Below are 20756 nucleotides of genomic sequence, written 5' to 3' on the forward strand. Positions count from 1 at the left end.
CGCCCGAGGTGCGCCTGAAATGAACAAACCACTGTCTTCTTCCGACCTGTCCGCCTATTGGATGCCCTATACCGCCAACCGCAACTTCAAAGCCAGCCCGCGCATGCTGGTCTCGGCGGAAGGCATGTATTACCGCGACGACGCCGGCAACGCCATCCTCGACGGCACTGCCGGCCTGTGGTGTGTACCGCTGGGCCACGCCCAGCCGAAGATCGTCTCGGCCGTGCAAAAGGCCGTGGCGACCCTGGACTACGCACCGTCGTTCCAGCTCGGCCATCCGATGGCGTTTGAACTGGCCGAGCGCCTCAAGCAATACACCGGCGGACGCTTCTCGCAAGTGTTCTATACCGGCTCCGGCTCGGAAGCAGTCGACACCGCCCTGAAAATCGCCCTGGCCTATCACCGCGTGCGCGGCGACGCCACCCGCACCCGCCTAATCGGCCGTGAGCGCGGCTACCACGGTGTCGGCTTCGGCGGCATGTCGGTCGGCGGCATCGGCGGCAATCGCAAGACCTTCAACTCGGCGCTGCTGCAAGGCGTCGATCACCTGCCGCACACCCATAACCTCGAAAAGAACGCCTTCACCAAGGGCGAGCCGGAATACGGCACCCACCTGGCTGATGAACTGGAGCGTCTGGTCACGCTGCACGACGCCTCCAACATCGCCGCCGTGATCGTCGAGCCGGTGGCCGGTTCGACCGGCGTGCTGATCCCGCCCAAGGGCTATCTCAAGCGTCTGCGCGAGCTGTGCACCAAGCACGGCATCCTGCTGATTTTCGATGAAGTGATCACCGGCTTCGGCCGCCTCGGCACGCCGTTCGCATCGGACTACTTTGGCGTTGAACCGGACATCTTCACCACCGCCAAGGGCCTCACCAACGGCGTGGTGCCGATGGGCGCCGTGTTCGTCAAGCCGCACATCCATGAAGCCTTCATGAACGGCCCCGACGGCATCGAACTGTTCCACGGCTATACCTATTCCGGCCATCCGCTGGCCTGCGCCGCCGGCCTGGCGTCGCTGGATATCTTCGAACAGGACGGCATCCTCGAACACGCCAACAGCGTCGCCGATTACTTCCAGGAAGCCGCGCATTCTCTGCGCGGACTGCCGAACGTGATCGATATCCGCACCATCGGCATGATCGTCGGCATCGAGCTGGCGTCGATCCCGGGCAAGGTCGGCGCACGCGCTTACGACGCCTTCCGCCGCGCCTTCAACGACGGCATCCTGATCCGCGTGACCGGCGACATCATCGCCTTGTCGCCGCCGCTGATCATCGAGAAGAAACACATCGACGAACTGTTCGGCAAGCTCGCCGCCATTTTGAAAACATTAGATTAAGAACCAAGGAAACAAGTCAGCATGGAAAAGATTACCCACTTCATCGGCGGCCGCCGCGTCGACACCAACAGCGACCGCTACGCCGATGTCTTCAACCCTGCCTTGGGCGTACCAGTCGCACGCGTTGCGCTGGGCACGGCGGAAGAAGTCAATGATGCCGTCACCGCAGCCGCAGCAGCTTTTCCGGCATGGTCCAACACGCCGCCGCTGACGCGTGCACGCGTGCTGTTCAAATTCCTCAACCTGATCCAGCAGCACGCCGACGATTTCGCCGCGATTCTCACCCGCGAACACGGCAAGACCTTCTCCGACGCACAAGGCGAAGTCGCGCGCGGCATCGAAGTGGTCGAGTACGCAGTCGGCATTCCGCAGATGCTCAAGGGCGAATACACCGACCAGATCGCCCGCGGCATCGACGCCTGGTCGATGCGCCAGGCGCTGGGCGTGGTGGCCGGCATCACGCCGTTCAACTTCCCGGCGATGGTGCCGATGTGGATGTTCCCGATCGCGCTGGCCTGTGGCAACTGCTTCATCCTCAAGCCTTCCGAACGCGACCCGTCGGCCTCGCTGCTGATCGCCGAATTGCTGCAGCAAGCCGGTTTGCCGGACGGCGTGTTCAGCGTCATCCAGGGCGACAAGGTCACCGTCGATGCATTGCTCGATCATCCGAAAGTCAAAGCCATCAGCTTCGTCGGCTCGACGCCGATCGCCGAATACATCTACGCGCGCGGCAGCGCCAAGGGCAAGCGCGTCCAAGCCTTGGGCGGCGCCAAGAATCACATGGTCGTCATGCCCGACGCCGACATGCAAGTTGCGGTCGATGCGCTGATCGGCGCAGCATACGGTTCGGCCGGTGAGCGCTGCATGGCGATCTCGGTCGCGGTCGCGGTCGGCGACGCCGGCGACAAGCTGGTCACGGCTTTGGCCGAACGCACCCGCAATCTGAAGATCAACGACGGCATGGAAAAAGATGCCGAGATGGGCCCGGTCGTCACCGCTGCAGCAAAAGCGCGTATCGAAGGCCTGATCGGCAAGGGCGTCGAAGAAGGCGCGACGCTGGTGGTCGACGGTCGCGGCTTCAAGGTGCCGGGTCGTGAAAACGGTTTCTTCGTCGGCGGCACGCTGTTCGATCACGTAACTCCTGAAATGACCATCTACAAGGAAGAAATTTTCGGACCCGTGCTGTGCGTGGTGCGCGCACCCGATGTCGCTACCGCGGTCGAGCTCATCAATAATCATGAATACGGCAACGGTGTCGCCGTCTTCACACGCGACGGTGGCGTGGCGCGCGAGTTCGTGCGTCAGATCGAAGTCGGCATGGTCGGCGTCAACGTGCCGCTGCCGGTGCCGATGGCGTTCAGCAGTTTCGGCGGATGGAAGCGCAGTCTGTTCGGCGACCATCATGTCTACGGTCCGGAAGGCGTGCGTTTTTACACCCGCGCGAAAGCCGTGATGCAGCGTTGGCCGAACACCGCCAGCGCCGGCGCCGAGTTCGCTTTCCCGCAGATGAAGTGAGCTTGAAAAAAAGATGAAACCGGCGATTTCTTCATAGACAAAAACGGCATGAGCGAACCTCATGCCGTCGCCGTTTTCAGAACCGGTTTTACCATGTGAAGTATTGGTGCGAAAGACGAATTTGGTGGTGCAGAACGATACTGAAAATGCACCGTCATCTGCTGAAAGGAATAATTAAATTCATCAAAAGAAAAATCCCTCCGGGAAGTAATTCACGTAGCATGCAGTAACGCGAAAAAACAAAATGCAGACGTGCAAAAAGGCACGATCATGCAAGCATTCGCGGCAGTAAAAATATAAAAACGAACAGAGACATTAATCCAGGAGGAGCAAACATGATCCATCGTCATCATGCATTGCGACGTTCGCACATTCGCGTGCGCACAAGGTCGCAAAACCGTCATCTTCACACTGCTTTTACCGAGGTAAACGCGGTGCATTTCCTCATATCCCTGCAATAGCTTTCCCCGTATTTTTGCCTCTGGCGACGCCATGATTTTTCATCGTCACGGGCATGGAACTTGCGTCACAATACCCCGACTCAATTGCTGATCAACCCTTTCAATGCGCAGTCATTTTTTGGAGATGTGAATATGATGAAACGTCGTGATTTTCTCAAGCTGTCCGCCCTCGCCGCACCTGGCGCGCTGTCCTATACCGATGTCTTCGCGCAAGCCGATGCGATCCAGTTCGGTTGCCCTGTTCCAATGTCGGGTCCGTTCGCCGCCAACGGCAAGTACGCCGACATGGGCATGAAGCTGGTGCTGCAAAAATACGGCAAGGTGCTCGGCAAGAACCTGACTTACACCACGCTCGACACCGAAGGAAAACCGGCGACCGCCGTGCGCAAGGTGCAGGAAACGATGGAAAAGGGCACGCGCTTTTTCGCCGGCGGCATCCTCTCCGGCGAAGCGCTGGCGATGGGCAAGGAAGCGGAAAAAGGCGGCAGCATCTTCATCACCACCGCAGGCGCTGATGAAATCACCGGCAGCGATTGCAACCGCGCTACCTTCCGCTGGTCGGTGCCGACCTTCGGCGCGATCGAACAAACCGTGCGTCCACTGCTGGAAAAGATGCCCAACGCCAAACGCTGGTACACCATCACGCCGCAATATGTGTTCGGCGACGGCTTGCTGAGCGCGGCCAAGGCGATCTTCAAGGAAAAAGGCATTGAGCACGTCGGCAACAGCTACCACTCGCTGGCCGAGAAGGAATTCAGTGGCTACCTCACCAACGCCATGGCTGCCAAGCCGGACGTCCTGCTGTTGCTGAATTTCGGCTCGCAATCGTCGGACACGCTGCGTCAAGCCGTGAGCTTCGGCATGAAGAACAACTGCACCATCCTGATGGCCTGGGCTTCGGGCCTGGAACAATTCGAAACCCTGGGCGCGGACATTTGCGACGGCGTGTACTTCGGCGCGCAATACTGGCACGCCATCGATGCGCCGTTCAACAAGGAGTTCGTCAAGATCGTCAACGACTCGCTGAAGATCGACCCGAACTACAGCCTGGCCGGTTCCTACATCTGTACCAAGATCGTGCTCGACGCCATCATCAAGGCCAACAGCACCGATCCGAAAGCGGTCATTGCGGCGATGGAAGGCATGAAGTATGAAGGCCTGACCGGCACCGAAGAAATCCGCAAGGGCGATCACCAGGTCATCAAGAACTACTACCTGCTCAAGGGCAAGGCGAAGTCGAAGATGCGCAACAAGAACGACTATGCGGACATCATCTCGTCCGGCAAGTCCTTCCTCGCGCTCGACAAAACCATGTGTAAATTGGGCTAAACCTGTTGGCGTAGTTTGTTTCTGCACGGCGCGGTACAGACATCCTGTATCGCGCCAACTCCGCACATTACTGCAAGCTGCTTGCACAAGCGTTTCGAGGTTTCATGAATATCTATCTGCTGCAAATTGCCAACGGCATCGGCATCGGCATGCTGTATTTCCTGCTCGCGGTGGGCCTTTCCATCGTGTTCGGGCTGCTGCGTTTCGTCAATTTTTCGCATGGCGCGTTTTTCCTGCTGGGTGCGTATTTCTGCTTCCAGCTTGGTGAAATGGGCGTCAATTTCTGGTGGTCCTTGTTGATCGCTCCCGTCGTGGTCGGCTTGTTTGCATTCCTGGTTGAGCGCTTCGTCCTGCGCCACATTTATGCATTGCCGCATCACTTCCATATTCTCTTCACGGTCGGCCTGGCGCTGGTGTTGCAGGAGGCCGTGATCTCTTATTGGGGTCCGTTGGGCAACAATATTTCACCGCCGGATATCTTGCAGGGCGTGGTCATGGCCGGTGGTTTCGTGTATCCGAAATACCGTCTGTTCGTGATCGCTTTCACCGCCGTGATGGCGCTGCTGTTGTGGTGGATCCTCGAAGGAACACGCCTCGGTTCCATCGTGCGCGCCGGCAGCGAATCGACTGAAATGGTGTCGCTGCTGGGCCTCAATATCGATCGCATTTTCAGCCTGGTGTTTGCACTGGGCGCGTTCACCGCCGGCCTGGCGGGCGCCCTGGCGGCGCCTATCCGCGGCGTCGAACCGTTCATGGGCGTCGAGGCCCTGGGCATCGCGTTCGTGGTGGTGGTGATCGGCGGCCTCGGCAGTTTCTCCGGCGCGCTGGTGGGCGGCATCCTGGTAGGCATCGTGCAAAGCGTGATGAGCACGGTGTGGTCGGAAGGCGCGCATCTGATGATTTATGTGGCGATGGCGGCGGTCATGCTGCTGCGTCCGAACGGCCTGCTCGGCCGCGCCAGCTGAGGAGATGATCATGAAACATATCGCTCATTTCCGCTTTACGCTGCTGGTCATCGCCGTGGTGTTGCTGCTGCCGCTGTGCGTCGGCTCCGGCACGCTGGCGACTGAAGTATTGATCTATGCGCTGGCCGCACTCGGTTGCAACCTGCTGCTCGGGTATACCGGGCTGATGTCGTTCGGCCAGGGGATTTTCTTCGGCATCGGCAGTTACGCCACTGGTCTGGCGTTGTTGCACCTGAAGGCGCCGCTGCTGATTTCGCTATTGATCGCCGCACTCATCGGCGGGCTGATTGCGCTGCTGGTCGGCTGGTTCTCGATTCGCCAGCGCGGCACTTATTTCGTCATGCTGACGCTGGCGTTTGCGCAGATGTTCTACTTCCTCGCCTACACGATGAAAGACATCACCGGCGGCGACAACGGCCTGCTCGACATCCCGCGTCCGAACCTGTCCGTGTTGGGCCACACGCTGTTGCCGACGACCACGTCGTGGCAGTACTACAGCTTCGTCGCGATCCTGTTCGTGGTGGTGTTCTGGCTGTTGCAGCGCGTGGTGGACTCTGTGCTGGGACGCACGCTGCTGGCGGTGCGCGACAACGAGGCGCGCGCGTCTGCTGTCGGCTATGACATCACCCTGCTGAAGCTGGCCGCGTTCGTCATCTCCGGTGCCGTGACCGGTCTCGCGGGTGGTTTGCACGCGATGATGACCGGCGTCGCGCCGCTGTCGAACATCGAATACCACACCAGCGAATCGATCCTGATCATGACCGTGATCGGCGGCACCGGCAACCTGTTCGCGTCGGTGCTGGGCGCGTCGTTCTACGTGATTGTCGGCAACTGGCTGTCGACGCTGTGGCCACGCTGGCTGATGCTGCTGGGCTTCCTGCTGATCGGCGTGAGCCTGTACATGCACAAGGGCTTGTACGGCCTGGCGCAATCGCTGTTGCAACGTTTCCGTCCCGGCGCAAAACCGAGCGCGGACGTCGCCAAGGAGATCCACTGATGAGCACGCCTATCCTCAAAGCGGTGAACGTCACCAAACGCTACGGCAAGTTCACCGCAGTCAACAACATCACGCTGGACATCCTGCCGGGCACCGTGCATTCGGTGATCGGTCCCAACGGCGCCGGCAAGACTACGCTGTTCCATACGCTGACCGGCACCACGCCGATCACCGAAGGCAGCATCCTGGTCGAGGGCGAAGAAGTCTCGCACCTGCCCGGCTACAAACGCGTGCGCAAAGGCCTGGCGCGTTCGTTCCAGGTGACCAGCCTGTTCCCCAACCTGAGCGTGCGCGAAAACCTGCGGCTGGCGGCGCAAGGCACGCGTCCGGCGCAGGCGCTCAATCCATGGAAGCGGCCCGAGTTGCTGCGCCAGGCCTGCGACCTCGCCGAACAATTGGTGGCGCGCCTGAACCTGCAAGGCGTCGCCGATCGCCTGTCGTCGGAACTCTCGCACGGCCAGCAACGCCGCCTCGAAGTCGGCATGGCGATGGCAGGTCAGCCGAAGGTGATCTTCCTCGATGAGCCGACTTCCGGCATGGGCATCGACGACATCGCCGAGATGAAAAAACTGATCCACAGCTTGCGCGACAATTACACCGTGGTGCTGATCGAACACAACATGGATATCGTGATGGACATCTCCGACAGCATCACCGTGATGCAACAGGGACAGATCCTGGCGCAAGGCAAGCCGAATGAAATCCGCAATGACGAACGCGTGCGCCGCGCTTATCTGGGCAGCATGATCACCGGTGGAAAGAACGGAGGAAAAGCATGATCCTCAACGTACAGGACATTCACGGCTATTACGGCAAGAGCCATGTGCTGCAAGGCGTGTCGCTGCAGGTCGCGGCCGGCGAAGTGGTAACGCTGCTGGGCCGCAACGGCGCCGGCAAGAGCACCACCTTGAAAAGTATCGTCGGCGTGGTGCAGCCGCGCCAGGGTAAGGTCATGTTCGAAGGCAACAACGTTGCCGGCCTGCCGGCTTACAAGATCGCTGCGCGCGGTGTGTGCCTGGTGCCGGAACATCGCGGCATCTTCAAGCTGCTGACGGTGGAAGAAAACCTGACCATGGCGGCGCGCAAGGATTCGGCCTGGGGTCTGGAAGACGTGTACAAGATATTCCCGCGCCTGAAGGAGCGCCGCAAGAACGGCGGCGGCCAGTTGTCGGGCGGCGAGCAGCAGATGCTGGCGATCGCACGCGCGCTGATGACGCATCCCAAGGTGCTGATGCTGGATGAGCCGGTCGAGGGACTGGCGCCGGTGATCGTCGACGAGATCGTCGCGCAGATCAAACTGATCAAGGCCACCGGCATGTCGATCATCCTGGTCGAGCAGAACCTGGAGGTCTGCACGCAACTGGCGGATCGCCATTACATTGTGGAACAGGGGCGCATCGCCTATACCGCGACCAACGCGGAATTCCTCGCCGACGACAGCGCGAAAGATCGCTATCTTGGCGTGAATTTAGCTGCATGAGTTGAAGCCTGATTTTCAGCCTGCCTGACTACGAACACCATTGAATCTGACGGAATCATCATGAACACAAAAACCAGCATCACCAATTTGCGCATCGACGGCAAACGCCTGTGGAACTCGCTGATGGATCTCGGCGCGATCGGTGCGACACAGAAGGGCGGCGTCTGCCGCCTCGCGCTGACCGATCTCGACAAGCAGGGCCGCGATCTCGTCAGCAGCTGGGCCAAACAGGAAGGCATGAGCGTCGTCGTCGACCAGATCGGCAACATCTTCATGCGCCGCGCCGGCCGCAATAACGACCTGCCGCCGGTAGTCACCGGCTCGCACATCGACACACAGCCGACCGGCGGCAAGTTCGACGGCAACTACGGCGTGCTGGCCGGCATGGAAGTGATCCGCACGCTCAACCAGCACAACATCCAGACCGAAGCGCCGATCGAAGTCGCGGTGTGGACCAACGAAGAAGGTTCGCGCTTCGTGCCGGTGATGATGGGTTCGGGCGTGTTCTGCGGCGCGTTCACGCTGGAGCATGCTTACAGCGCGACCGACACTGACGGCAAGAACGTCAAGGATGAACTGACGCGCATCGGCTACATCGGTGAACAGAAGTGCGGCGATCATCCGATCGGTGCGTACTACGAAGCGCACATCGAGCAAGGCCCGGTGCTGGAAAACGCCGACACCGTGATCGGCGTGGTGCCTGCCGTGCTGGGTCTGTCGTGGTACGACTGCACGGTCACCGGCTTCGAATCGCACGCCGGTCCGACGCCGATGGAAATCCGCAAGGACGCGCTGCAAGTGTCGACGTACATCATGCAGGAAGTCGTGGCCATCGCGAATCGTTATCCGCCCTACGGCCGCGGCACCGTCGGCCAGGTGCAGGTGATGCCGAACAGCCGCAACGTGATTCCGGGCCAGGTGAAATTCTCCATCGACCTGCGCAACGTCAGCGATGAAACGCTCAATCAGATGCACGAAGATCTGCTGGCGTATCTGGAACAAACCCGCCAGAAGACCGGACTGAAGATCGAGCTGGAACGCGTGTCCTACTTCCCGCCCTGCCCTTTCCATCCCGACTGCGTCGGCGAAGTGCGCAATGCATCGGCGATGCTTGGCTACGCCACCATGGATGTGGTTTCGGGTGCAGGTCACGATGCGATCTACGCCGCGCGCCTGGCCCCGGCCGGGATGATTTTCGTACCGTGCAAGGATGGTGTCAGCCATAACGAAATCGAGGACGCCAAACCCGAACATCTGGAAGCCGGCGCCAACGTGCTGTTGCATGCAATGCTGGCCAGCGCAAAAGTCGTCGCCTGAATAACGAACCCCGCAAGGAATAGTCATGCCGTTAAAGATAGTCGTCGCCCGTCTCAACCACGAGACCAACACCTTCTCGCCGATCCCGACGCCGCTGGAAGCGTTCCTGCCGCAATGGGACGCCGCTGCCTACAAGGATCAGAAAGGCGCACGCACTGCGATGGGTGCCTTCCTCGATATCGCTGACGGCCTGTCGGCCACCATCGTGACGCCGTTGTCCGCCACGGCCAATCCGAGTGCAACGGTGGCCGCCGATGCGTACACGCTGATGACCGACGCCATCGTGCGGGCAATCGAAGGCGGTTGCGACGCCATCATGCTCGACCTGCATGGCGCCATGGTGGCGGAGAACGCCGACGATGGCGAAGGCGCGCTGCTCGAACGCATCCGCAAGATCGCGCCGCATGTACCGCTGTGCGTGGCGCTCGATCTGCACGGTAACGTCACGCAAAAGATGGTCGACAACGCCGACATCATCGTCAGCTTCAAGACTTATCCGCACATCGACATGTATGAAACCGGCGAACACGCCGGACGCCTGCTGGTGGAGCTGCTTCAAGAGAAGTCGCGCCCGGTCACCGGTTGGCGCCAAGTACCGTTGCTGTCGGCGACGCTAACCAGCAATACCTCGGCCTCGGCAATGTTGCGCGCGGTTGAACAGGCCAAGCTGGCGGAGAAGCAGACCGGCGTATTGGCGGTGTCGGTGCTGGCCGGATTTCCGCTGTCCGACTTCCGCGATGCCGGCATGTCGGTGGTGGTAGTGACCGACAACGATGCGGCGCTCGCGCAAAACGTCGCCGACACGATTGCGAAACAGATCTGGGCCGAGCGTGACGATTTCGTCTACGACAGCCAGCCGCTGCGCGAGTCGCTGGCGCATGCGCGTGAAATGGCTGCGGGTTCGGGCAAGGGCCCGGTGCTGTTGCTGGACCATAGCGACAACGTCATGTCGGGCGGCACCTGCAACACCATGGACGTATTGGAAGCGGCGCTGGCCGGAGGCATGCGCGGCATCGCCGCCGGTCCGATCAGCGATCCGGAAGCGGTCGCGCAATTATTGAAAGCGGGCGTGGGCGGCACAGTCACGCTGGCGGTCGGCAACAAGGTGGCGCTGACGCAGCAGGGCATCGTCAAGACGCCACTGCAACTGACCGGCAAGGTGCTGGCGATCACCGACGGCGTGTTCCGCGTATCGGGTCCGATCTATACCGGCTCGACCATCAATATGGGCAACAGCGTGCTGTTCGACACCGGCGCAGCAAAAATCGTCATCACCGAGGAACGCGTCGAGCCGTATGACCTGGGCGTGTTCACCAGCCTCGGCCTGGACCCGGCGACGATGGATTACGTGATCCTGAAGTCGCGCATGTATTGCCGCCCGGTGTTCGTGCCGATCAGCAAAGGGCTGGTGGAATGCGACTCCGACAGCGGCGGCCCGACCAGTTCCAACTTCGACCTGTTCCCGATCCGCAAGGTGCGGCGTCCGGTCTATCCGCTCGACGCTGCAACACCCTCGCCCGTCTGACGATCTGAGTAATACGACCATGCCATCGACGAGCGCGCAGAGCCGCAAGGACAGCGGCAAGGCGAAGTTGCTGCTGCTCATCCTCGGTGTGCTCTGGGGACTCAACTGGCCTGCGGTGAAGATATCGTTGAGCGGGATCTCGCCGTGGACCTTGCGCAGCATCGGTCTCGGCGCTGCCGCGTGCACGCTGTTCGCGCTGGCGTTCGCACGCGGGCGCAGCCTGCATATCAGCCGGCGCGATCGTCCGCACATCGTCATGACGGGGCTGCTCAACATCGCGCTGTTCAACATCTTGCTGACCTTCGCCCAGCTCGGTGCGGCGACCTCGCGCGTGGCGATCATCACTTATTCGATGCCGCTGTGGGCGACGCTGTTTGCGCGCATCGCGCTCGGTGAAAAACTCGACCGCATGCGCGCCATTGGTCTGGCGTTCGGAGCCGGCGGCCTGGCGGTGCTGATTGCGCCGTTGATCGGCGGCGGCCTGCTGAACCTGCCGCATGGCATCCTCTACGCATTGGCGGCAGCGCTGACCTGGGCTGCCGGAACCGTCTACATGAAGTGGGCCAAAATCAACGCCGAACCGCTGGCGATCGCCGCCTGGCAATTGCTGATCGGCGCGCTGGTGGCGCTGGCCGGCTTGCTGTCGTTCGAGGGATGGCCACATCCGGGTGCGCTGCATCTGCCGGTCATGATCGCGCTGGCGTATCACATCTTTTTCGGCATGGCCGCGGCCTACATCTTGTGGTTCGAGATCATTGCCAGATTGCCGGCCGGCGTTGCCGCATTGGGCACCTTGCTGGTGCCGGTGGTCGGCGTCAGCAGTGCGATGTTGCTGCTCGGCGAACGTCCCAGCGTGCCCGACCTGCTGGGCTTCGCGCTGATTTTCGGCGCCGCCGTCTGTGTGCTGCTGCCGGCAGGATCCCTGCGCCTGAGCAGGGCCTGATCAGTTCTGCGCTGTCTGCAGTGAATTGACGAAAGCAGTCTTGAGCACGTGGTGCGGCACGTAGAGCAAGTCCGTCACCGTCTCCGGCGCCAGCGCGCGCGAAAAGAAAAATCCCTGCCCGAAATCGCAACCGATGTTGCGCAGGTGGTCGACCTGCATCTCGGTCTCGGTACCTTCCGCCACCACCTCGATACCCAGATTGCGCGCCAGCGTCATGATGGTCTGCACGATCTGCAAGCGCTCGTGATCCTCGTTCATGCGCATGACGAAGGAGCGGTCGATCTTCAACACGTCCAGCGGGAAACGGTGCAGGTAACTCAGCGATGAATAACCGGTGCCGAAATCGTCGACGCTGAAGCGCACGCCGATCTCGCGCAGCTGCGACAGGATGCGGATGGTGCGCTCGACATCGCCCATGGTCACGCTTTCGGTGATTTCCAGACGCAGGGTGTTGGGATCGATGCCGGTCTCGGCGACGATCTGCTTGATCTGATCCACCAGGTTGGGCTGCACGAACTGGCGCGGCGAAATGTTCACGCTGATGGTGAGCGGCTTGGCGCGCGGGAATTGCCGGTGCCACTGGTGCATCTGGCGGCAGGCTTCGCGCAGCACCCACATGCCGATGTGGAGGATCAGGCCGGTGTCTTCGGCGACGTCGATGAAGTCGCCCGGATAGACCAGCTCATCCGGTCCGCGCTGCCAGCGCACCAGCGCTTCGACGCCGACGATGGTGCCGGCCTGCAGTTCGATGATGGGCTGGTAGTGCAAGACGAATTCGTTGTTCTTCAGTGCGTGGCGCAACGCGGTCTCAACGGCGAGGCGACTGACCGCGCCCTTGCGCATGCTGCGGTCGAACACTTCGTAGCGGCTCTCGCCCATCGACTTGGCGCGGTACAGCGCCAGATCGGCGTCGCGCAGGACTTCGTCGGCGAGCGTATGGCCGACGTCGCCGAATACGATGCCGGTGCTGGCGCCGGCGTAAATCTCCTGGTCACGGATCAGGAACGGCAAGGCCATCGCCGCCTGGATGCGCTCGGCGATGCGTACCGCTTCGCCGACGTCATCGATATCGCTCAGCAGCACCGTGAATTCATCGCCGCCCATGCGCGCCAGCGTGTAGCTCGGGCTGACGCCGTCAACGCGCAAGGTGTCGGCGGAGGAAGGCGCGGCGGGGTGATCCGGACGCAGGGCATTCCTGAGACGCGCCGCCACCTGGATGATCATGCGGTCGCCGGCGAGGTGGCCGAGGCTGTCGTTGACGATCTTGAAGCGGTCGAGATCGATGAACAATACGGCAAAGTGCGCGTTCTCGTCATCCCATTGGCGTTGCAGCGCCAGGTCCAGTTGTTGCAGGAACAGGTTGCGATTGGGCAGGCCGGTCAGCGCATCGTGCGAGGCATCATGCGCCAGCCGTCGCAGCGCCTGCGCGCGCTCGGCAACGCGACCGAGACGCGTGCCGATCTGGCGCATCAGGCTCATCAGGCGCAGCAGGTGATCGTCGAGCGACAGGATGCGCACCGAGAAAAATTCCAGCACCGCCACCACATCGCCGCCGCTCATCACCGGGAACGCAATCGCTGCGCGGATGCCGACTGAACGTGCAATGTCGGCGCGCAATGCATCACGGTCGGCGCCGAGGTTGACGATCCAGACCGGCGCGGCTTCCTTGAGCACGCGGCCGGGCAAGTCTTGTTCCGCCAGGAATTGCGGATCGCCGGACATGCAGCGGAAGGCGGAAAATTCGGGCCGGTTGGCGCCGTGCCAGATGCCGCTGGACACCAGGACCGACGGCTTGGCGCCCTTGCGCACGTGGAAGCAGTGGCCGAGCGGCCAGCCGGTGTAGCGGCAGATCTCATCGATGGCGAATTGCAGGGCCTGGTCGAGCGTGTCGGCGTCGTTGGCGGCCGTAGTGACGGCTTCGAGCACTTGCAGCTGGCGCAGGCGGCCTTCGGTGGCGGCGTCGGACTGCAGGCGGGCGTCGCGTTCACGCACCAGCGACTGCGTCAGTTTTTCTAATTCCGCAGCCTGCGCAGCCGCGTCCGGTTTTATTGTCATGGGACCGTAGGTTTGATCGTGAAGTAATCGTGAGGTGGGCGGCCATGCGCATTGCCGTGGTGCACTTCCGAAGCAGAGGATTATAGCGGCACGTTGTCACTATTGCATGGGGGCATTTCGGCGATGCCGCCCCGGTTTCCTTCCAATCCTGACGCAGAGTTGACAAAAGACCCTACAAAGCGCCGCTCACCTTCGATTTGAAGCCATTTCGCTGTGATACGCTGGACCGATAACAATAATTCAACGCCCGCGCACACCGGCGCGGAAATGAAAATGCAGCACGGGAAAAGGAGACGGCCATGAAGAACTACAGGATAGGTGTGCGGCTCGGGATCGGTTTTTTGGCGATGCTGATGTTGATGGCGGTCATGGTAGGCATCGGCGTCTGGCGCCTGCAGGGTATCGGCGACGCCACCGACGACATGGTCAAGAATGCCTTGCAGAAAGAACGCGACGCCTCGCGATGGCATGCCGCCATCAAGGAAAACGGCGTGCGCACCTTTGCCGTGATGCGCAGCGATGATGCCGAATTCCAGAAATACTTCCAGACCCAGATCGATGCGGAATCGAAGAAGGTCAGCGATACCCAGAAACGGGTGGAAGCGGCGATTTCTTCACCGGAAGAGAAACAACTGTTTGACGAAGTCGGCAAGCTGCGCGCCGTCTACCGCACCGCGCGCGAAGATATTTTCAAGATGAAGGCGGCCGGCAATGCCGAGGAAGCCAAGCAGCTGACCAACACCAAACTGGTCAAGATGATGGACGACTACTCCGGCAGCGTGCTGAAGTACGCCAACTACCAGACCGAGATCATCAATCAGGCCGCACAGCATATCAACGACAGCTATCAATCGGGACGCACCTTGCTGCTGAGCCTGGGCGTGATTGAACTGATCCTCGGCGGCCTGCTCGGCTGGCTGCTGACGCTGAGCATCACGCGTCCGCTCAACCAGGCGGTGAGCATTGCAGAGACAGTCGCCTCGGGCGACCTGACCTCGCACATCGACGGCAGCGGCAAGGATGAAACCAGCAAGCTGCTGCAAGCGCTCAAGACCATGAACGACAACCTGCTCAATATCGTCGGCGAAGTGCGCAGCGGCACCGACACCATAGCCACCGCTTCAAGCGAAATCGCCAGCGGCAACCTCGACCTGTCGGCGCGCACCGAAAGCCAGGCCGGCGCGCTGGAAGAAACCGCATCGGCCATGGAAGAACTGACCTCGACCGTGAAGCAGAACGCCGACAACGCGCGCCAGGCCAATCAGCTCGCCGTCTCGGCATCCGCGGTCGCGGTGGAGGGCGGCAGTGTAGTCGGCCGTGTAGTCGACACCATGGGCGCAATCAATGAATCATCCAGGAAGATTGTCGACATCATCAGCGTGATCGACGGGATCGCCTTCCAGACCAACATCCTGGCGCTGAATGCCGCCGTGGAAGCCGCGCGGGCCGGTGAACAGGGCCGCGGCTTCGCGGTGGTTGCCTCCGAAGTACGCAGCCTGGCGCAACGCTCGGCGGCGGCGGCCAAGGAAATCAAGGCGCTGATTGACGATTCGGTGGAGAAAGTGGGCTCCGGCAGCAAGCTGGTCGAACAGGCCGGCGCCACCATGACCGAAGTGGTCGCCAGCGTCAAACGCGTAACCGACATCGTCGGCGAAATCAGTTCGGCCAGCCAGGAACAGAGCGACGGCATCGAGCAGGTCAATCGCGCCATCACCCAGATGGATGAGACCACGCAGCAGAACGCCGCGCTGGTGGAGCAGGCAGCCGCCGCCGCGCAATCGCTGCAGGATCAGGCAAGTACGCTGACCCAGGTGGTGAGCGTGTTCAAGCTGGACAACACGGCGGTGGCGGTCAAACCGGCGCTGCGCACGCTCGACATCACGCCGCAGCGCAAGCCGGCTGCAACGATGCGGGCGCGCGTGGCCAAAGCGGATGCGCCCAAGCTGAAGCAGGCGTCGACAACGGTTCCCGCCAAAGCATCCGAAGGGGACTGGGAACAGTTCTGATGGTGATGTTCAGCACGGGATCTTGATCAGGAAGTCCCATGAAAAACGCCGGCATGCAGCCGGCGTTTTTCATTGCTGAACCAGATACCTGCTTCAGGCGGCCAGCGCCTTTTCCAGCAGCTGATGCAGTTCGGCAAACTGCGGCTCGCCGACGTAGCGCTTGAGGATGCTCCCGTCCTTGCCGATGACGAAGGTGGTCGGGGTCAGCTTGACGTCGCCGAAGGCCTTGGCCAGCGTGTCTTGGGGATCAAGTGCAACCTTGAAGGGCAGCTTGCGGGTTTCGGTGTAGTTGAGGACGTAGTTCGGCGGATCGTAGCTCATCGCAACGGCGACGAAGTCCAGGCCCTGGTCCTTGTACTTGTTGTAGGTCGAGATCATCTGCGGCATTTCACCGACGCAGGTGGTGCAGCTGGTGGCCCAGAAGTTGACCATCACGACCTTGCCGCGCAAGTCCTTGAGCGCGACCTTCTCGCCGTCCAGCTTGACGAAGGTGACGTCCGGAGCGGTATTGCGCGCCGACAGCGAGCTGTAGCCGAACAAGGCGACGGCTGCGACGACGGCCAATCCGCCCAGCTTGAGGCCGAGGCGACGACGGGGCGCGGCAGCGGCTGCGGGCGTTGCTGAGGTGGCGTTTTTGGCTTCCATGATCTTTCCGTAGCAGTATTGCCGGATGACAAAGCGACAACATCGAACCGTGTCGGACCATCCGGAAACATCAGTCGATTGACGCATTATAGACGCGCCATGAAAAAGCCGCCGGGCCATGAACAATCATGAACGCGGCGGCTCCGCCCTGCTGCAGTGACTTCCTCTGCTGCAGGATTCAGCTTATTTTGCCGGATCCGGCGGCGCCTGGCGGGAATACTGCTTGAGTTCTTCTTCCGAAATATATTCGTACAGCGTCACAACCTTTTGCACGCCGCTCACGCCGGCGGCGATATCCGCCGCACGCTTGCCTTCGCGTTCCGTCACGCGTCCCATGATGTAGACGATGCCGCGTTCGGTGGTGACCTTGAACGCGCTGGAATACAGATCCTTGGCATCAACCAGGCTGGCCAGCACCTTGCTGGTCACGAGCGCGTCGCCGGAACGCGACGAGAAGTTGGACGAGCCGGAAATGGCCAGTTCATTGAACACGCCTTCGACGCCCGGCAGGCTCTTGATCTCGCGTTCGGCGGCAGCCTTGGATGCCTCGTCAGGCACTTCCCCGCTCAGCAGAACCTTGCGGTTGAAGCTGGTGACGTTGACGTGCGAACCCTGCGGCACCACGCCAGGGATGTTGGCTTCGCCCTTGACCACGATGGACTTGTCCTCGGTTTGCGCGCCCAGCGTGCGGCGATCGGTGGCAGCAAAAGTGCCGGCCAGCAAACCGCCGGCCAGTACGCCGAAGCAGCCCTGCAAGCCGATCGCCAGCATGCCGCATACGGCGGCAGCCGCCAGTGGACGGCGCAACTTCAACAACGTGGTCCAGCCAGCCTTGACATCATTCATACACATCACCTCCAAAGAGCGCGACATCGATACCGTCGCAAATACAATGTAAAGTCAGCAGATGCACTTCCTGGATGCGCGCGGTACGGTCATGCGGCACACAAATATGCACATCGGCATCGGTCAGTTTCTTGCCAATGGCGCCGCCGCCCTTGCCGGTCAGCGCCACCACACGCATGTCGCGTTCCTGGGCAATCTCGATGGCGGCCAGCACGTTGCCGGAATTTCCCGAGGTCGAGAATGCCAGCAACACGTCGCCGGCCTGGCCGAAGGCCTGGACCTGCTTCGAGAAAATTTCCAGGTAGCTGTAGTCGTTGCCGACTGCGGTCAGGATCGAGGTGTCCGTTGTCAACGCCAGCGCCGGCAGCGGCAGGCGCTCGCGTTCAAAACGACCGACCAGTTCAGCGGCAAAATGCTGGCAGTCCGCTGCCGAACCGCCATTGCCACAGGCAAGAATCTTGTTGCCATTCGACAGCGCCGTGAACATAAGTTCAATCGCCTGCTCGATCGGCTGCGCCAGCACGGCACCGGCGTGGATCTTGAGTTCGGCACTTTCCTGGAAATGCGAAAGGATACGTTGATTGGTCATGGTGCGAGTAAATTTAACGATGCATGAAGAACGACATTGTCTGGTGTGTCCGCCCGGGTTGCCGGCGTGGAACTGGCAAGCGGCGGCAGACAGTGCCAATAAGCCCGGCAATTATAGTGTAGTTGGCTGGCGGCTCCGCTTGTGCAAGCGGCAAAGAAGCGTATCAATATGCTTCAGGACTTGCTTCCACGGCATTCTTCAGCCAGTTCATGCGGTCGCCGTCATAGCCGATGACGTCAAAGCGGCAGGCCGGCGGCATGCGGTAGCGCTGCAGGAAAATCTGGGCCGCAACGATCAGGCGGCGCTGCTTGGCGCGTGTGACGCTGGCCAGTGCGCCGCCGTAGCTGTCCTTGCTGCGCTTGCGCACCTCGACGAACACCAGCGTGTCGCCGTCCTGCATGATGAGATCGATTTCGCCGCCCTTGCAGCGGAAGTTGCGCTCGACCGGGCGCAGTCCCTCGCCGCACAGGAAGGCCAGCGCCGCATCCTCGGCGGCGTCTCCACTGACTTGCTTGCTGGTGCGCGGACCGGTGTCGGCCTTGCCGCGCAGCCGGTCGAACAAGGCCATGCGCGCTCAGCGCTGGTTGGCCACCGGAACCGCGATGCCGTCCTGGTAGACGGCCTGGGTTTCCTTGCGCTGGAAATACGTGGCGCCGGCGCCCATGTTGGCGTTGATCTGGCCGGTCACGCCGTCGATGTCGAAGCCGGAACGCTGCGCGGCGATTTCACTGGCGACCCGGAAGGCGTCGATGCCGAGCGCGTACAGACGCTCAAGGTCGGCATTGGGCTTGCCGTCCGTATTGGCGACCGAGCGCGGATAAGCCGTCACGGCGGGGTGGTCGGCCTGCAATTGCCACGGCATGTCGACCAGGTGCACGCCGTCAAGTTCGGGCAAACGGCTGTCGTTGGCCGGCGGTGCGGTGTTGGTGGCGGCCGCTTTCGCTGCCGCATTGATTGCTGCCGTCGCCGTCGCCAGCGTCAGGGGATTGAGCTGGGAGGTGCCATAAAGTGGAATCTCGTTGCCGATGGCGCTGCGCAGCTGGATGGTCTGGGCGGCATCGAGCGCGACGAACAGCAGCGCCGGCCTTTCGGCCTGGATGCGCTGACTGAGTTGCGCCAGGCCGCTGGCGCTGAGTGCGTTGTTGGGCACGCTCAGTTCGAGATTGTCGACCGTCAGGCCGATCTGCCGGGCTTGCTGGGTGAAGGCCTTGGCGGCGCGACGCTGCCAGGCGACATTGGTGGCGACCGCAAAGATCTTGCCGGGGGTCTTGACGCGCTCGGCCCAGGCGGCTACCTGGCGCGCTTCGTCTTCGATCGACAAACCCACCAGCAAAAGTTGGCGCGGCAGGCGCTGTTCCGCGCCGTCGGGAAGGTCCGGCTGCGCCAGCGCGATGGTCGGCTTGACGATATTGTTGGATTGCGCCAGCGCGGTCACGGCGCTGCGCGCCAACGGGCCGACGATGATGTCGTATTTGGCGGCGGCGTCGTTGTACGCGCTCAGCACATCCTGCACGGAGTCGCCGGTTTCGATGATGGTGATGACGAGATTGTCGCGCGTGCGTTCGGAGGCCGTGAGGAAACCGGTACGCACCGCATCGGCAGCGGCGCCGAACACGCTGGAGCGCAGCGGCAGCAGCAGCGCAACGCGTTTGGGCGGCGGCGCGTTGTCGCTTTGCGCGAGCGGCGCCGGTTCAGCCGGGGCATTCTCCGCAACGGTTGTATTTGCCTGCACGGAAGCGCACAATCCGCTCAGCATGACAGTCTGCAAGATGACTTTCGCCCATTTTCCCAACATTATCTTCTCCAATGAGTCACCCCAACTCCAGCGCGGCAGCCGCGTCGTCAGTCCTGAGCGAGGCCGCGCAGCAGACGTATCCTGAGTCGGCATTATATGTGCTGGCCACGCCCATCGGAAATGTTTGCGACGTAACGTTGCGCGCTTTGCACGTCCTGACCATCGCCGACGCCGTCGCCTGCGAAGACACCCGCAACACCAGCCACCTGCTCACGCGCTACGGCATCAGCCAGACGCTGATCGCGGCGCATGAACATAACGAACGCGAAGCCGCAGACAAGATCATTGCGCGCCTGCAGCAGGGCCAGCGCATCGCCCTGGTGTCGGACGCCGGCACACCGGCGGTGTCGGATCCGGGCGCGCGCATCGTCGAGGCCGTGCGCGCCGCGGGACTGCGGGTGGTGCCGCTGCCGGGCGCATCGGCGGCGGTGACGGCGCTGTCGGCGAGCGGACTGGTCAACGATGCATTCCGCTTCATCGGCTTCCTGCCGAACAAGTCAAAACAGCGCGAACATGCTCTGCAAAAGCTGGCGGGCGATACCGCCACGCTGGTGTTCTACGAAGCGCCGCACCGCATCGTCGAAACGATCGACGCGCTGCTGCTGGCCTTCGGTCCCGAGCGCCATGTCGTGCTCGGGCGCGAACTGACCAAGCTGTTTGAAACCGTGCATCGTTGCCCGCTGGCCGAAGCGCCGGCCTGGCTGGCCGAAGACGCCAACCGCCAGCGCGGCGAGTTCGTGGTGCTGGTGGAAGGCGCCACGGCCGCCGGCGACGACAACGACGCCGAAGCCGAACGCGTGCTGCGCATCCTGCTGGAAGAATTGCCGCTCAAGCAGGCCGCGGGACTGGCCGCGCAAATCACCGGCCAAAAGAAAAACGCGCTCTATGAGCGCGCTTTGCAGATCAAGGATGCGAACGAAGCGTCGAACTGAAACGTCTGCGTGAC

The 20756-nt window shown here is 61.7% G+C and carries 18 protein-coding genes; 12 read left to right on the plus strand and 6 right to left on the minus strand.

Features of this window, described 5'->3' with window-relative positions:
• The first annotated feature begins 19 nt into the window (after positions 1-19).
• The 10 genes from E4P32_RS19485 (at position 20) to E4P32_RS19530 (ending at position 11874) form a co-directional block, all read left to right on the plus strand.
• The gene (locus E4P32_RS19485; RefSeq protein WP_116435934.1) at positions 20-1342 is read left to right on the plus strand and encodes an aspartate aminotransferase family protein; all 1323 of its coding nucleotides are present in this window, start codon (positions 20-22) and stop codon (positions 1340-1342) included.
• A gap of 21 nt (positions 1343-1363) precedes the next feature.
• Entirely contained in the window at positions 1364-2857 is a 1494-nt protein-coding gene (locus tag E4P32_RS19490; protein ID WP_116435935.1) for a CoA-acylating methylmalonate-semialdehyde dehydrogenase, read from the plus strand.
• A 596-nt stretch (positions 2858-3453) separates the two neighbouring features.
• Positions 3454-4647, plus strand: a complete 1194-nt coding sequence (locus E4P32_RS19495; RefSeq protein ID WP_116436050.1) for an ABC transporter substrate-binding protein — start codon at positions 3454-3456, stop codon at positions 4645-4647.
• Positions 4648-4751: 104 nt separating this feature from the next.
• Complete coding sequence (locus E4P32_RS19500; RefSeq protein ID WP_016833812.1) at positions 4752-5612, plus strand: branched-chain amino acid ABC transporter permease; 861 nt, start codon at positions 4752-4754, stop codon at positions 5610-5612.
• A gap of 10 nt (positions 5613-5622) precedes the next feature.
• Complete coding sequence (locus E4P32_RS19505) at positions 5623-6609, plus strand: branched-chain amino acid ABC transporter permease (RefSeq protein ID WP_116436051.1); 987 nt, start codon at positions 5623-5625, stop codon at positions 6607-6609.
• Complete coding sequence (locus tag E4P32_RS19510; RefSeq protein WP_116435936.1) at positions 6609-7388, plus strand: ABC transporter ATP-binding protein; 780 nt, start codon at positions 6609-6611, stop codon at positions 7386-7388. The genes E4P32_RS19505 and E4P32_RS19510 overlap by 1 nt, the downstream gene beginning before the upstream one ends.
• Positions 7385-8089: an ABC transporter ATP-binding protein gene (locus E4P32_RS19515; protein ID WP_016833809.1), complete on the plus strand. Its 705-nt coding sequence runs from the start codon at positions 7385-7387 to the stop codon at positions 8087-8089. The genes E4P32_RS19510 and E4P32_RS19515 overlap by 4 nt, the downstream gene beginning before the upstream one ends.
• 60 nt (positions 8090-8149) lie before the next feature.
• The gene (locus E4P32_RS19520; protein WP_116435937.1) at positions 8150-9406 is read left to right on the plus strand and encodes a Zn-dependent hydrolase; all 1257 of its coding nucleotides are present in this window, start codon (positions 8150-8152) and stop codon (positions 9404-9406) included.
• Between the two features lie 25 nt (positions 9407-9431).
• Positions 9432-10931: a M81 family metallopeptidase gene (locus E4P32_RS19525; RefSeq protein WP_116435938.1), complete on the plus strand. Its 1500-nt coding sequence runs from the start codon at positions 9432-9434 to the stop codon at positions 10929-10931.
• A 19-nt stretch (positions 10932-10950) separates the two neighbouring features.
• Positions 10951-11874 carry an EamA family transporter gene (locus E4P32_RS19530; RefSeq protein ID WP_116435939.1) on the plus strand — a complete coding sequence of 308 codons (924 nt, stop codon included), beginning with the start codon at positions 10951-10953 and terminating at the stop codon, positions 11872-11874.
• On the opposite strand, the gene E4P32_RS19535 is transcribed toward E4P32_RS19530, so the two are convergent.
• On the minus strand, positions 11875-13929 hold the full coding sequence (locus tag E4P32_RS19535; RefSeq protein WP_116435940.1) for a GGDEF domain-containing protein: 2055 nt from the start codon (positions 13927-13929) through the stop codon (positions 11875-11877).
• A 299-nt stretch (positions 13930-14228) separates the two neighbouring features.
• Between E4P32_RS19535 and E4P32_RS19540 the strand changes: the two genes are divergently transcribed.
• Complete coding sequence (locus E4P32_RS19540) at positions 14229-15935, plus strand: methyl-accepting chemotaxis protein (RefSeq protein ID WP_116435941.1); 1707 nt, start codon at positions 14229-14231, stop codon at positions 15933-15935.
• Between the two features lie 93 nt (positions 15936-16028).
• Here the strand turns inward: E4P32_RS19540 and E4P32_RS19545 are convergent, their stop codons facing one another.
• The 5 genes from E4P32_RS19545 to E4P32_RS19565 form a co-directional block, all read right to left on the minus strand.
• Positions 16029-16580 carry a TlpA disulfide reductase family protein gene (locus E4P32_RS19545; protein WP_199525679.1) on the minus strand — a complete coding sequence of 184 codons (552 nt, stop codon included), beginning with the start codon at positions 16578-16580 and terminating at the stop codon, positions 16029-16031.
• A 183-nt stretch (positions 16581-16763) separates the two neighbouring features.
• Entirely contained in the window at positions 16764-17426 is a 663-nt protein-coding gene (locus tag E4P32_RS19550) for a BON domain-containing protein (protein WP_116435942.1), read from the minus strand.
• Complete coding sequence (locus E4P32_RS19555) at positions 17419-18015, minus strand: phosphoheptose isomerase (protein ID WP_116435943.1); 597 nt, start codon at positions 18013-18015, stop codon at positions 17419-17421. The genes E4P32_RS19550 and E4P32_RS19555 overlap by 8 nt, the downstream gene beginning before the upstream one ends.
• 163 nt (positions 18016-18178) lie before the next feature.
• Entirely contained in the window at positions 18179-18583 is a 405-nt protein-coding gene (locus tag E4P32_RS19560) for a YraN family protein (RefSeq protein ID WP_116435944.1), read from the minus strand.
• A 6-nt stretch (positions 18584-18589) separates the two neighbouring features.
• Complete coding sequence (locus E4P32_RS19565; protein ID WP_116435945.1) at positions 18590-19810, minus strand: penicillin-binding protein activator; 1221 nt, start codon at positions 19808-19810, stop codon at positions 18590-18592.
• A gap of 11 nt (positions 19811-19821) precedes the next feature.
• On the opposite strand from E4P32_RS19565, the gene rsmI reads away from it, so the two are divergent.
• Positions 19822-20742: a 16S rRNA (cytidine(1402)-2'-O)-methyltransferase gene (rsmI, locus tag E4P32_RS19570; RefSeq protein ID WP_116435946.1), complete on the plus strand. Its 921-nt coding sequence runs from the start codon at positions 19822-19824 to the stop codon at positions 20740-20742.
• Positions 20743-20756 lie beyond the last annotated feature (14 nt).

Source organism: Herbaspirillum sp. 3R11 (assembly GCF_004563925.1).
Lineage (GTDB): Bacteria > Pseudomonadota > Gammaproteobacteria > Burkholderiales > Burkholderiaceae_D > Herbaspirillum.